This window comes from Erwinia sp. Eh17-17, assembly GCF_039675725.1.
In the GTDB taxonomy this organism is placed as follows: Bacteria; Pseudomonadota; Gammaproteobacteria; order Enterobacterales; family Enterobacteriaceae; genus Erwinia.
Genome location: NZ_JBDFQT010000002.1, coordinates 876979 through 889828 on the forward strand (window position 1 = coordinate 876979; position 12850 = coordinate 889828).

The following is a 12850-nucleotide window of genomic DNA, read 5'->3' on the forward strand; positions in this document are numbered from 1 at the left end:
AACAAGTTCTTAAAACCTACGGTTTTTGACGAAAACCAGGATTAATCGCAAAGCTCAGCGACACCTGAGCAGAGTAAGGGAGGGTAAAAGGATATTCTGAAAATGAGACGGGGATTCCAGCCACGCGCGGCCACGTTTAACAACCAGTGTTAACCACACTCCACCCGCGAAAGTTCTTATCCTGGTGGCGATGCGGCGCTGGCGCCGACTATGACACTATTGTGACGGTAAAAAGGGCCAGTTTTAACTGGATCTTTTTTCCGTCCACCCCGACTGGAGCCAGCCTGAATCGGCCGTGAGATGGGCATATCACAAAACAATAATTCTCATTATTCTGCGCTTGCAGCACCTGCTGTCTCCATGTCCGAGGATAATAAAATGAAAGTCGTTAAATCAGTTTTTCTGCTGGCCATGCTGGCAGGCAGCGCCAACACCTGGGCCGTCACCGGTGCGGGAGAGGCAGCAGGCAGTAGTGCATCATCCATGTCAGACGGCACTTCAGATGCTATCGGCGTGGGCGCAGTCGCTGCTCTGTTGGGCGTGGCCCTGGCGACATCAGGCGGCGGTGATGGCTCCAACACCGGAACCACCACCACCACTACAGCGACAGTTCCGCGTTAAATTTTTCTCTTAAACACACAGCACTTAATGGCCCTGCCGCCTGGCAGGGCCATTTCTGCCCGCTTACTCCAGGTCAGGCATTGCTTTCAGTACCTGCTCAACGCGCTGTGATTCTGCCTTGTCCAGCCCCAGCAGCGGGCGTGGCAGTACCGGCTGACAAATCCCCAGAATATCCGCAGCGGCATACATTACACGCAGACTGCTCAGGCTCTGGAAAAGCTGCCATAGCGGCTCCAGCTGCTGATTAAGTTCAGCTACCCGATCGCTTTCCCCTGCCCGTCCTGCACGCGTCAGCGCCATGGCCAGCTTTGGCAATAGCCCCCCGACGACGCTGAACCACAGGTCAGCCCCGGCCAGCAGTGCACCACCAGCATGCCAGTCGCCGCTGAAGCCAACGGCAAATTTCGCTGGAAACAGCGCGCGTAACGCCGCCACATCGCCTTTCTGCATCTCCGCCTTAGCGGGCTGCTTGAGCGCGGCAATCTGCGGCAGTGTACCCAGCCGCTGGAATAGCGCGGGGCTGAAGTCAAAATGGGTGGTGCCAGGATTGTTATAGATACAGACAGGCAGGCTGACTGACTGCGCCACCGCAGCATAATGCTGGAAAGCCTCCTCATCGCGCAGGGGCGTATAGGAAACCGGCGCCAGTAAAATACCCTGAGCACCGGCGCGCTCGGCATCTTCGGCTAACTGGCAGGCCTCGTCAGTACGTAACGCCCCGGCGCTGGCAACCACCGGAATATCCGGCCCCAGGCAGGCCACGGCAGCCTCAATCGCCCGCCGCTTCTCTTCCCGCGACAGATAAGCATACAACCCGGTACTGCCGGGCAGCCCGACGGAATCGACCCCGGCCTGCTTCAGCCGCAGCAGCACTTTTTCCAGCGCCGGGATATCCACCACGCCCCTGGCGTCAGTGGGGGTGATCGGGAAAGCAGAAAGTCCATGAAACAGCATGACAACAGCTCCTGAGTTAACTGACGGAAAGCGGCAACGGTCTGTAATAAAAACCAAAATGGTCAGCACACGCGGATTACACTCCCCCGAACTTGTCACCTATACTTAGCAGAATCTCTAACCGGTCAAAGGAGTGAGTGATGTTAATTGGCTTCGTATTACTCGTCAGCGCCTGTGGATATGATGCTTGTGACGCACTGCCGGTTTCTGAGCATATCTATCCCACCCGTTACGCCTGTGAACAGATGGCGGAGCGCATTCTGGAACGTCGCCCCGGCGTGGTGTTGCTCTGCGGCGAAGTCTACCGTTAGCTGTCTTCCGTTGAGGCCACGTCATCCACATAGCGGGTGACCGCCAGCAGACGGTTAACGTGAGTCAACAGCAGGTCCACGTCTGTCTGTAAGAAACCGTCGCCGCTGCGCGAGGCGGTCATCACGGCATTTTGAATATTTTCCGCGATTGAAGACGATCCCTCTTTGCCGGCGGTTAGCAGCAGCGCTGCAATCAGCAGTGACTGCGCTTCAACCTGAGCAGTCAGTTCTTTTGTATCGACATCCATCTTGGCAAGCTTCATTAAAATATCGATGACCAGTTGCTTCATTTTACTCATACCCTCATCAGTTTATTCGTATAAAATTACCATTCTCCCCCATCCGGGTAAACAGGATTTCTCTGGTTGCGCGTCAATATCCGGCCGACCTCCTCCGCAGATTACTTATTGTTTTTCATCCATTTATTTCTGAAAGCAGCTTTTTTACGCCAGCAGCTCTCACTGACTTTTCAGATTTACAGATAACCAACCGACCAGGACTTTCGCTTTTATCCGTTGGCCTAATCGCCTGCCGGATGCCAGGCTTCTGCAACGCTTAACGAGGAGAAACCATGTTCCGTTTTATTTGCTCGCTGTTTTCCAGCCCGGAATCCCTGCTGCAGGCCATGAGTCAGCGCGGGATTGCTGAGTCGATTGAAGAAGGAGAACGCATTCTGATTGACGAAGACGGCTGCGCGATGGTCAATTTTTCCAGCTCAGAAGTCCATGCGGATTTTGCCCGTCACGTTAGTTCACTGAAAAAGGCCTGATATGGGAACCGCAATATTTATGGTGCTGATGGTGTGCGGCTATTGGTATACCAGCCGCGACCTGTCCACCCGTTTCAAAATCAAACGTTCATTTGGCTGGGACGTCTACTTCCTGGTCGCACTGTATGGCTGTATCTTCGTCCTGCAGGGCGTACTCGCCACCGCGCTGATCTGGCTGCTGTTACTCGCCATCTCGTCGACGTTCAACGCCATTCCGTCACTGGCTGATGGCCTGCACCATCAGTGGCAAATCGAATTTATGAACTGGAGTTTTCTCGGCATCCAGGCACCGGTAGTCATTATGCTGGCCTTTGCCGTGACCTTTTGCCTGTACCGTTCCAGCTGGTCGGGCAGCGCCGGTCTGGACAGCAAAAGCCGGAAAAAACTGTATAAAAAGCTGTCACGCGCCAATGGCGTTGAAGGGTTGCTGTTTCAGTGCATGGAAGAAGGTGAGCTGGCGTGGATCACACTGAAATCGCGGCGCATCTATATCGGCATGATCCACACCGCTTCCTACGACAACGTTGCGACGGCCAATGTGGTGCTGATCCCAATGCTAAGCGGCTACCGCGATGGCAAGAACCTGAACTTATGCATCGAGCACAACTACAGCCGCTGGTATGCCGAACACAACATCACGCTGGATTCAGAACCGAAATCTGCCATGGCGTTTCGTAAAGTGATTATGCTCGATCAGATAGAAAGCCTGTCGCTGTTCGATCCGGCCAGCGCCAGTGCGCTGGATCAGTAGTGCTAGAACAGCACGGATATCAGCCAGAAACCGGCAAAGGTCATCAGCAGTGAGCCGATAACATGCACCAGAATCGAGGCCATGGCCCACAGGGTATTGCCCGACTGTAACAGCGTGACCACTTCCAGTGAAAAGGTCGAAAAAGTGGTCATCCCGCCGCACAACCCGGTGGTGATCAGCAGCTTCCAGGCCGGGTCAATACCGGGGTGACGCACAAACCACGCCACGGTTGCGCCGATAATAAAACCACCCAGCAGATTTACCAGCAGCGTACCCGGCGGCAGGTTGGGAAACAGGGAATTAAGGCGCACGGCCAGTAACCAGCGGATCACACAGCCGGCACAGCCACCAATCATGACAGCCATCAGGGGTTTCAACATAAGGTCCTCAGGGTGTAAGGAAGGTGCCGGCAGGCCATTCATGCACAGCCTGATGCACCAACCTGTAATTAAACAGAGTCAGGATTATCAGGCGTCATCAGCCCCTGCAATTCAGGGCGGTTGGGAAAGGTGGAACACCATCACCTTATCGCGCTTAAGATAATCAGCCACCGGTTTTTTTGCAAGTGACCGTTGTGTGCCGCCACGGATAAAATCAACACAATGTTGATAAATACACTTTCTGTTGATACCTTGCTTCACTTACTCTTTCTTATCAGCGTCGAGTCATTATGCCTGTCAGTTCTTCCGCTATTGCCCGCGAACGCGCTCTGATCCTGCAAACGTTGCGTGCCGCTATCAGCGCGCTGAAGAGCGTCATCGGGCGCCATACTGAGATCGTACTGCACGACCTTGAGCACCCTGAAAAGTCGGTGCTGGCCATCGCCAACGGTCATATCACGGGCCGCGTGCCGGGCAGCCCGGTGCTCGCCGTACCTGCTCAGGATCAGGGGCTGCGCGCCTTGCTTAACGATCGCGGCCAGGCAGGAGACACTACCCCGACGGTGATCCCTGATTATCTTACCAGCGGGAAAAACGGCCAGTCGCTGCGCAGTGCGACCGCGCTGTATCGCGACAGCAACGGTAAACCGTTTGCTGCGCTGTGCATCAATACCGATAACAGCGACCTGCTGGCGGCCAGACAGTGCCTTGACCGCCTGCTCAGCCCTGGCGATAGCGAGGTTCCGGTAGCAGAAGAGAGCGCCGATATGACGCAGCTGATGGCCGATATCATTGCTGACTCATTGAGTGATTTACAGGGTAATCAGCGCCTCCCACGCAAGCAGGCCAAGCTGGCAGCCGTGCGTAAGATGCAGGATCGCGGCATGTTTATCGTTAAAGGCGGGATTGAAAAAGCCGCTGCGGCGCTCGGTGTCACCCGCTACACCATCTACAACTATCTGGATGAAATCCGCAACGAACAGCCACCGGAGAACCCCTCATGAGCCTGCATATTGCCACGCCACTTGTTTCTTCCCACCCGCTGAGCCTGCTGACAGGCAGAAATGTGATGCTGAAAATGGAAGCCCTACAGCCGCCGGGTTCCTTTAAGCTGCGCGGGATAGGTCTGGCCTGTGAAACCTATCAGCGCCAGGGCGCGCAGCGTTTTGTTTCCTCTTCCGGTGGTAATGCCGGGCTGGCCGTGGCCTGGGCCGGGCGTCGGCTCGGCGTGACTGTAACGGTTGTGGTGCCGGAAACCACGTCGTTACGGGCGCAGGCGCTGCTGCGTCAGGAGCAGGCAGAGGTGATCGTCCACGGCAGTTCCTGGCAGGAAGCCAATCAGCATGCACAGTCACTGCTCGGCCCAGAGGACGCGTTTCTGCATCCGTTTGACGACCCGCTGCTCTGGCAGGGACATGCCACAATGATTGATGAAGTTGCGCAGAGCGGCATCAGGCCGGATGCCGTGGTGCTGTCGGTCGGAGGCGGAGGTCTGCTGGCCGGCGTGGTAGCCGGGTTACAGCGCAACCACTGGCAGGACGTACCGGTGCTGGCCGTTGAAACACAAGGCGCGGCATCATTCCACGCGGCGCAGGCCGCCGGGCACAGCGTCGAACTGGCGGAAATCCGCAGCATTGCATCGTCCCTGGGCGCCAAACGGGTGTGCGACCAGGCGCTGAAATGCGCCAGTGAACATACCATTCACAGCGTACTGGTGTCCGATCTCGCGGCGGTCACGGCCTGTGAACGCTTTCTTGACGATCACCGGATCCTGGTCGAGCCCGCGTGCGGCGCCAGTCTTGCGGCGCTGTATGACGCGCATCCGCAGATCGCCGCTTATCAAACCTTGCTGGTGATTGTCTGCGGCGGAGCCACCAGCAGCGTGGAAAACCTGCAAAGTATGGCCGCTGCGCTGCGGAGCTAAGCTTTCCGCTGAGGGCTTCCGCGTTAAAAGAGGAAATTTGCCGGGCCATCCGGCAGTTTTTTATCTCGTGGTTTTAGTCCATGCTGGTCACACTTTTTCGATCAGAGATAACCCGATGACTAAAAATCTGAACAAAGACACCCAGGTCTGTATGTCGCTGGCCGCACGGCCCGGAAATTTTGGCACCCGTTTCCATAACTATCTGTATGACGCCCTCGATCTCGACTACCTCTACAAAGCGTTTACCACCACCGATCTGACGGCCGCTATCGGCGGTGTGCGGGCGCTGGGGATCCGCGGCTGTGCTATCTCGATGCCGTTTAAAGAAGCCTGCATCCCTCTGCTGGATGAGCTGGATGCCTCTGCGAAAGCTATCGATTCGGTGAATACCATCGTCAACACCGACGGTTACCTGAAAGCCTATAACACCGACTATATCGCCATCGCCAGCCTGCTGAGGCAGTACCAGGTGCCGACCGGTCTGACTTTTGCCCTGCGCGGCAGCGGCGGCATGGCAAAAGCGGTTGCCTGCGCCTTAAAAGACAGCGGATTTCATCAGGGGACGATCGTGGCGCGTAATGAAGCCCGCGGGCGTGAGCTGGCCAGCCTCTACGGTTTTGAGTGGCGCGCCGACATGGCAGGACTCCAGCCGGGGCTGCTGATTAACGCTACCCCTACCGGCATGGCAGGCGGTGCCGGGGCCGAAGCGCTGTCGTTTAGTGAAGCGGCGATTGATGCCGCCAGCGTGATCTTTGAAGTGGTGGCACTGCCGGAACTGACGCCGCTGGTACGTTATGCCCGCAGTCAGGGGAAAACCACCATCACCGGCTCTGAGGTTTTCGCCATCCAGGCGGTTGAACAATTTGCCCTTTATACCGGGGTACGCCCGGACGATGAGCTGTTCCGCAAAGCGGCGGAGTATGCGCGGCAGTAAGTGAAACGACGGGCTGCCAGGCGGCCCGTTTCAGCGCCCGCTTACTGGTTGAGGCTGCGGCTGAGAATGCCGATCATCGTATTCACGTTACCGACCTGTTTAAGCTCCCGGTCCCGATCGTAGATCTCCATCTGCACCTCGGGGTTCTCCTGCGGCACAATGATAATAAATCGCCCTCCCTGACGCTCTGCATTACGTTTAGAAGCGCTGATACGCATTTCTGAACAGTCGTTGATAATACTCAGCTGAGGAAAGGCCGTTCTCAGCATCCGCCCCATGCCCAGCGCATGCTCCCGCGCCGCTCTGGAGCGTGAAATAATCACCACATCGGTCATGCGCGGCTTCAGCATTCCTTTACGGGTTAACTGCTGGAGTCGCATCAGCGGTTCCAGCATAAACGCAAAGCCGTAGGCGAAGATCTCACGCCCCAGTAACAGGCTGGCGCTGTCATCATAGCGCCCCCCCCGGCACAGCAGTCCCCCCTCTTCCAGCACATCACTGTGCCACTCAAACAGGGTGTGACAGTAGGCATTAGCCGGATACAGCGCATTATCCACCGCAAAAGGGATCCCGGCGCGGGTCAGAGCATCCAGCAATGCGTCGAAGCGCTGGCGTGACGCCGCAGAGATAAAGTCCTCGCGCCGTGGGGCTTTGCTGCGCAGGGTAACCAGCAGGTTATCCGTTGACTGCAGCAGCTTTTCTGGCTTGCTGGCCAGCCCGTCTGTCCACTGCTGTCTGAAAAAGGGGATAAAGGGCTGGTAGAACTGACGTAGCGCCTGGCGAAAGGCATAAAATTCCTGCGTCGTGCCCAACGTGTTAATTCTCAGCTCAACATGGCTTTCCAGGCGCAGTGATTTGAAAAGATCATACTGCAGGATGAACTGCTCCAGCTCGATATCCACACGCGGATAGCCGAAAGCCTCCACGCCGAGCTGCTGGAAGGGTTCAATATGCGCCTGCTGTGCCTTGGGCGCACGAAACATCGTGCCCAGGTACCAGAGCTTGCTGGTTGACTGCAGGTCCTGATGCTCCCCGATAGCACACAAACAGCCCATGGTTCCCTCACGTCGTAACAAGGTTGAGTGCTCAGCAGAGCGTGAGTACTCGCCCGCATCTTCCCCGGTAAATTCCTCTGCAGGGGTCAACGACGCCGCCCATCGCTCCAGTATCGGCAGGCGAATCTCCTGATAGCAGTAGCGCTGCAACAGCTGCGAAGCCTGACTTTCGAGCCACGTCCAGTCCATGACCCGGTTGTAATAGTATTTTCGTGGCCGGCCACAGTGCCGGGGTCTGACCCGGCGATGCAGTGACATCTCCAGCTGCTGACAGTATGCGGGCGTTCCCAGCACACAGTTCTGACTGAGACAGCTTTCAACTTTTTGCAATATCGCCGGGCTGAGTGAAGCCTGAATAAAACGACGGTAATGTAACGCCCGCTCAGCGGCCGTCTTTCCTAATTTGATAAATTCCTCATGGGAGGTGATACGCGCGATATTTTCTTCGCCGGTATTATGTCGGTAGCTACACCATTTCGATAAGTCTGGCTTATCTTTACCCCAGGTATCGACAAATTGCTGAGCGAATAAAAAATAGGCCCCCGGTTCAATCAGGCAGCTGTTATAACGGTCTTCCCACAGTGCGCCACTGCGTTGATACTTTTTATTGAAATAGCGCACGTAGCTACGCCCGATATGCTGAACCAGACCGCTGAGATCATGTTTAGTTTGTGGGGTTAATAGAAGATAAAACTGTTGCGGATGAAGTGAGTAAGCATGCAGCTCAGCCGGATTATGAGCTATTGCCCTGTCCAGGCTGTTAAGGAAAACATCACAGTCTTCCTCATCAATAAAGATGGCGTCATGATTATGCCCTTTTAACTGAATAATCAGTGGTAACCCCTGGATATAAATACGCTCTTTTCTCACCATATCATCCTGACATTAAGAAATAAAAAATTACATGAGCCCGGTCATTCCATCGACATTTGGTGATATTCATTTTTATCAAAGGGTGCATGAAAAACAACCTGGTTGTCAATCATACTGAAAGAAATTCAACGTTGATTAAATCATGTAAATATATTGTTAATTCAAGTAAAAATAAAAAACCTTTATCTCCCCCACCATGAAAAAAAGGTAAATAAAAAAGGGGACGGGGTAATTAATTAAGTTATCGCCTGAAAATTTCATTTTTTTTCGCCAATTAAATGCATAACGTGCCATTTCATCTCACCCCCCTCTAAAAATTGCCAATCCTGATTCGTAGAATCAATTTCATATCGGTGATATCGCATGGACATCACTTTTTTTATGGCAACGACGAAAGGACATTAAATATGGGAACCGTGAGTGCAGGTACTGCTCATAAAATGGGGGTTGTGGCACTGACACTTGTTACCGCATCAAATATGATGGGCTCAGGTGTATTTATGTTACCCACCAACCTGGCAGGGGTCGGCTATATTTCGCTCTGGGGATGGCTCTTCACCATTATTGGCGTCATTGCGTTAGCGCTGGTGTTTGCCAAAACCAGCCTGATTACTCCGCGCACGGGTGGCATCGTCGCCTATGCCAGTGATGCCTTCGGCCCTTTTATCGGTTTTCAGACCACGGTCTGCTACTGGATCAGTGCCTGGATCGGCAACGTGGCTTTGCTGGTGGCCGGGGTCGGCTATCTGAGTTACTTCTTCCCTGAGCTGAAGAACCCGTCAATCGGCAGCGTCGTCGCGATCGTTATTCGCTGGGGATTCATTACACTCGCCAGCTTTGGTGCCCGCGTGGCAGGCCGCGCACAGTCCTTTACCGCCAGCTGTATGCTGCTGGTGGTGCTGGGTATCGGCGTGGTCGGCTGGTTCTGGTTTGACCCGGCCATGTTCACCCAGGTGTATAACGGCACGGGAAAAAGCGACACCTCAGCGATTATCACCGCCGCCTCCATTGCTCTCTGGGGCTTTCTTGGCGTCGAATCTGCGGTGGTCTCCAGCGGCCAGGTGGAAAAACCCGAATATACCGTTCCGCGCGCCACGGTCTACGGGCTGTTAATTGCCTCTGTCTGTTATGTGGGCAGCTGTACCGTTATTATGGGACTGGTACCGCACGAAGAGCTGGTTAATTCTGCCGCTCCTTTTGCCGATGCCGCTCGCTATATGTTTGGGAAAACCGCCGGTAATATCGCCTCGGCATTAAGTATTATCGCCTGCTTCGGATCTATCTCCGGCTGGTTAATTCTACAGTCAGAAGGACCACGCGCGGGTGCGCAGCAGGGGCTGTTCCCTAAATTCTTCTCTGATGTGAATAAAAATGACGTCCCGATGAAAAGCCTGATATTCACCGGTGTATTAATGACGCTGGTGCTATTAATGACGGCGTCACCGAATCTGGCGAAACAGTTTGAGGCAGTCATTTTAATGTCGGTCTTTGCTTCGCTATTACCTTATATGTACGCGCTGATTGCTCTCCCGATCATTATGGTTGCCAGAAAAATGAATCGGGGCCGCAGCTTTATGTTTTACACCGTTATGGTCGTTATCGGCATGATTTACAGCATCTTTGCCATGTTGGGGTCGGGTACTGACTCAATGTTCTGGGGCGTCGTCATGATTATGCTCACTATTCCCCTCTATTGTTTCGTCGCTGCAGGTCGCAACAAGAAAGGAGTAGAGATCCTTTATCTGGACGAAAAATAGCAGCATTAATTTATCCGTTAACCGAAAGAAGGAATATAAAAATGACTTTATCTATTGAAGATCAAAACAAACTTGATGCTTTTTGGTCTCACTGCGTAAAAAATCAATACTTTAATATTGGCTATCCAGAGTCAGCAGATTTTAACTATACCAACCTCGAACGCTTTATGCGTTTTTCAATCAATAACTGTGGTGACTGGAGCGAGTATTGTAATTACCTGCTTAACTCTTTTGATTTCGAGAGAGAAGTGATGGAATACTTCGCAGATCTTTTCAAAATTCCTTTTGAACAGAGCTGGGGCTACGTAACCAATGGCGGGACTGAAGGCAATATGTTTGGCTGCTATCTGGGACGTGAAATATTCCCGGACGGCACACTCTATTATTCTAAAGACACCCATTACTCCGTTGCTAAAATCGTTAAGCTGCTGCGTATCAAGTCTCGTCTGGTTGAATCCTTACCGAACGGAGAAGTTGATTACGATGATTTGATGAAAAAAATCGCGCTGGATAATGAAAAGCATCCGATTATTTTCGCCAATATTGGTACTACCGTTCGTGGCGCCATTGATGACATCGCCATCATTCAGCAACGGCTGAAAGACGCCGGCTTTAAGCGTGAAGATTACTATTTACATGCTGATGCGGCACTGAGTGGGATGATCCTGCCGTTTGTCGACGAACCTCAGGGCTTCACCTTTGCTGACGGCATCGACTCCATCGGTGTTTCCGGCCACAAAATGATCGGTTCCCCGATCCCCTGCGGCATTGTTGTGGCTAAAAAAGCCAATGTTGACCGCATTTCTGTCGAAATTGACTATATCTCCGGCCACGATAAAACCATCACCGGCTCGCGTAATGGCCACACGCCAATGATGATGTGGGAGGCCATCCGCAGCCACAGCCGTGCCGACTGGACACGCCGCATCGAACACAGCCTGACAATGGCGCAATACGCCGTCAGCCGTCTGCAGGAAGCCGGGATCGACGCCTGGTGCAACAAAAACTCGATTACGGTTGTCTTCCCCTGCCCGTCAGAAGCCGTATGGAAAAAACACTGCCTGGCCACCTCCGGCGATGTTGCTCATTTGATCACCACCGCTCATCACTTCGACACCAGCAAAATTGACGCTCTGATTAACGATGTGATCGCTGACAACGTAATGAGTGCGGCTTAAAGACGGCCTTCCCCCTGCTGGAGAACGCTGGCAGCAGGGGGATGAAGATGTTATCCGGATACACGTAAGGATTTACCATGAGCAAGATTCAGTCCATCAGGGGGATGCGCAGCATTCTCCCGGAGGAAACGCCGATATGGCAGTGGCTGGAAAGTAAAGTCAGGGCCATCACCTGGCGCTACGGCTATCAGGAGGTTCGCCTGCCGATTCTGGAACCCGTCTCACTGTTTGAACGCGCCGTCGGTGAGGCGACCGATATCGTGTCGAAAGAGATGTATAACTTCCTTGATAAAAGCGGGGAGCACATCACCCTCAGACCGGAGGGCACCAGCGGCTGTGTTCGCGCCGTGGTGGAAAATAACATGTGTTACAACACCACGCAGCGACTGTGGTATCAGGGCCCTATGTTCCGCTACGAGCGACCGCAAAAAGGACGCCTGCGCCAGTTTACACAGTTTGGCGTTGAAACCTTCGGTATGCCCGGTGCCGATATTGACGCAGAACTGATCTACATGACCTGGGATATTTTCAAGGCGCTCAATGTGGACCGTGTTATCCGCCTGGAAATTAACTCGCTGGGCACCCTGCCCGAACGTAAAGAACATCGTGTGGAGTTGGTGAGCTGGTTTAATCAGCATCGCGCCCTGCTGGATGAAGACAGCCTGCGCCGGCTGGAAACCAATCCACTGCGTATTCTGGACAGCAAAAATCCGGAGATGCAGGAGATGATTGAAGGCGCGCCGCGCCTGCTGGATTTCCTGGGTGAAGAATCCCGCCAGCATTTCGACACCCTGCGCACGTTGTTAGATAACGCAGGAATTGAATATATCGTGAACCCGCGCCTGGTCAGGGGGCTGGACTATTACACCCGAACGGTATTCGAATGGATAACTGACGAACTGGGTTCACAGGGAACGGTCTGTGGCGGCGGGCGCTACGATGGCTTAGTTGAACTGTTCAGTGACAAGAAGCTCCCCGCCTCCGGCTTCGCGATCGGCATTGAGCGGCTGCTGCTGCTGATACAGTCCACGGGAGGTAACAGCCCGGTGCATAATCACCCTGATATTGTCGTCACCTGTGAAAATCCTGAGCAGAATATTGATGCCCTTCTGCTGGCAAATACCTTACGCCAGCATCTTCCTGGACAGAAAATACTTAGTGACTTCAGTGGACTACGGCTCAAACGCCAGCACAGCAATGCCCTGAAAAGCGGCTGTCGCTATATTGTCACCCTGAACGCTGACCAGCACATCGGGCTGTGGGACCTGAAGGGCGACAGCCATCAGATACTGCCTGCGGATGAGATCTGGCAGACCATTAACCGACAGCATTAAGCGTCAGCC

14 protein-coding genes and 1 riboswitch are annotated in these 12850 nt (G+C 53.8%); of the genes, 10 read left to right on the forward strand and 4 right to left on the reverse strand.

The window, feature by feature from the left end:
- The first annotated feature begins 378 nt into the window (after positions 1-378).
- On the forward strand, positions 379-621 hold the full coding sequence (gene yjbE / locus ABEH87_RS09595) for an exopolysaccharide production protein YjbE (protein WP_346576026.1): 243 nt from the start codon (positions 379-381) through the stop codon (positions 619-621).
- Between the two features lie 63 nt (positions 622-684).
- Here the strand turns inward: yjbE and ABEH87_RS09600 are convergent, their stop codons facing one another.
- A complete protein-coding gene (locus ABEH87_RS09600) occupies positions 685-1575 on the reverse strand; it encodes a dihydrodipicolinate synthase family protein (RefSeq protein ID WP_346576028.1) in 891 nt (296 codons plus the stop codon).
- A 140-nt stretch (positions 1576-1715) separates the two neighbouring features.
- Here ABEH87_RS09600 and ABEH87_RS09605 point away from each other — a divergent pair, with 140 nt between their 5' ends.
- On the forward strand, positions 1716-1886 hold the full coding sequence (locus ABEH87_RS09605; RefSeq protein ID WP_346576030.1) for a hypothetical protein: 171 nt from the start codon (positions 1716-1718) through the stop codon (positions 1884-1886).
- Here ABEH87_RS09605 and iraP read toward each other — a convergent pair.
- A complete protein-coding gene (iraP, locus tag ABEH87_RS09610) occupies positions 1883-2176 on the reverse strand; it encodes an anti-adapter protein IraP (protein ID WP_346576032.1) in 294 nt (97 codons plus the stop codon). The two genes, ABEH87_RS09605 and iraP, sit on opposite strands and share 4 nt — an antisense overlap.
- A gap of 281 nt (positions 2177-2457) precedes the next feature.
- Between iraP and ABEH87_RS09615 the strand changes: the two genes are divergently transcribed.
- On the forward strand, positions 2458-2655 hold the full coding sequence (locus ABEH87_RS09615; RefSeq protein ID WP_346576034.1) for a hypothetical protein: 198 nt from the start codon (positions 2458-2460) through the stop codon (positions 2653-2655).
- 1 nt (position 2656) lies between these two features.
- Positions 2657-3406, forward strand: coding sequence for a hypothetical protein (locus ABEH87_RS09620; protein ID WP_346576036.1), 750 nt, complete (start codon positions 2657-2659; stop codon positions 3404-3406).
- Between the two features lie 2 nt (positions 3407-3408).
- Here ABEH87_RS09620 and crcB read toward each other — a convergent pair whose 3' ends face one another.
- A complete protein-coding gene (gene crcB / locus ABEH87_RS09625) occupies positions 3409-3786 on the reverse strand; it encodes a fluoride efflux transporter CrcB (RefSeq protein ID WP_346576037.1) in 378 nt (125 codons plus the stop codon).
- An 81-nt stretch (positions 3787-3867) separates the two neighbouring features.
- Positions 3868-3940: riboswitch (Fluoride riboswitch) on the reverse strand.
- 136 nt (positions 3941-4076) lie between these two features.
- On the opposite strand from crcB, the gene ABEH87_RS09630 reads away from it, so the two are divergent.
- The 3 genes from ABEH87_RS09630 to ABEH87_RS09640 all read left to right on the forward strand — a co-directional run bounded on the left by ABEH87_RS09630 (position 4077) and on the right by ABEH87_RS09640 (position 6644).
- On the forward strand, positions 4077-4790 hold the full coding sequence (locus tag ABEH87_RS09630; RefSeq protein ID WP_346576038.1) for a PAS domain-containing protein: 714 nt from the start codon (positions 4077-4079) through the stop codon (positions 4788-4790).
- Positions 4787-5710 carry a pyridoxal-phosphate dependent enzyme gene (locus tag ABEH87_RS09635; RefSeq protein WP_346576040.1) on the forward strand — a complete coding sequence of 308 codons (924 nt, stop codon included), beginning with the start codon at positions 4787-4789 and terminating at the stop codon, positions 5708-5710. Before ABEH87_RS09630 ends, ABEH87_RS09635 begins: the two co-directional genes overlap by 4 nt.
- Before the next feature lie 115 nt (positions 5711-5825).
- Complete coding sequence (locus ABEH87_RS09640; protein ID WP_346576042.1) at positions 5826-6644, forward strand: shikimate 5-dehydrogenase; 819 nt, start codon at positions 5826-5828, stop codon at positions 6642-6644.
- A 41-nt stretch (positions 6645-6685) separates the two neighbouring features.
- Here ABEH87_RS09640 and ABEH87_RS09645 read toward each other — a convergent pair whose 3' ends face one another.
- The gene (locus ABEH87_RS09645) at positions 6686-8572 is read right to left on the reverse strand and encodes an ATP phosphoribosyltransferase regulatory subunit (RefSeq protein ID WP_346576044.1); all 1887 of its coding nucleotides are present in this window, start codon (positions 8570-8572) and stop codon (positions 6686-6688) included.
- A 407-nt stretch (positions 8573-8979) separates the two neighbouring features.
- Here ABEH87_RS09645 and hdcC point away from each other — a divergent pair, with 407 nt between their 5' ends.
- The 3 genes from hdcC to hisS all read left to right on the forward strand — a co-directional run bounded on the left by hdcC (position 8980) and on the right by hisS (position 12841).
- Positions 8980-10329 carry a histidine-histamine antiporter gene (gene hdcC / locus ABEH87_RS09650; RefSeq protein WP_346576046.1) on the forward strand — a complete coding sequence of 450 codons (1350 nt, stop codon included), beginning with the start codon at positions 8980-8982 and terminating at the stop codon, positions 10327-10329.
- 41 nt (positions 10330-10370) lie between these two features.
- The gene (locus tag ABEH87_RS09655; RefSeq protein ID WP_346576048.1) at positions 10371-11507 is read left to right on the forward strand and encodes a histidine decarboxylase; all 1137 of its coding nucleotides are present in this window, start codon (positions 10371-10373) and stop codon (positions 11505-11507) included.
- Positions 11508-11584: 77 nt separating this feature from the next.
- On the forward strand, positions 11585-12841 hold the full coding sequence (gene hisS / locus ABEH87_RS09660) for a histidine--tRNA ligase (RefSeq protein WP_346576050.1): 1257 nt from the start codon (positions 11585-11587) through the stop codon (positions 12839-12841).
- The last annotated feature ends 9 nt before the right edge of the window (positions 12842-12850 follow it).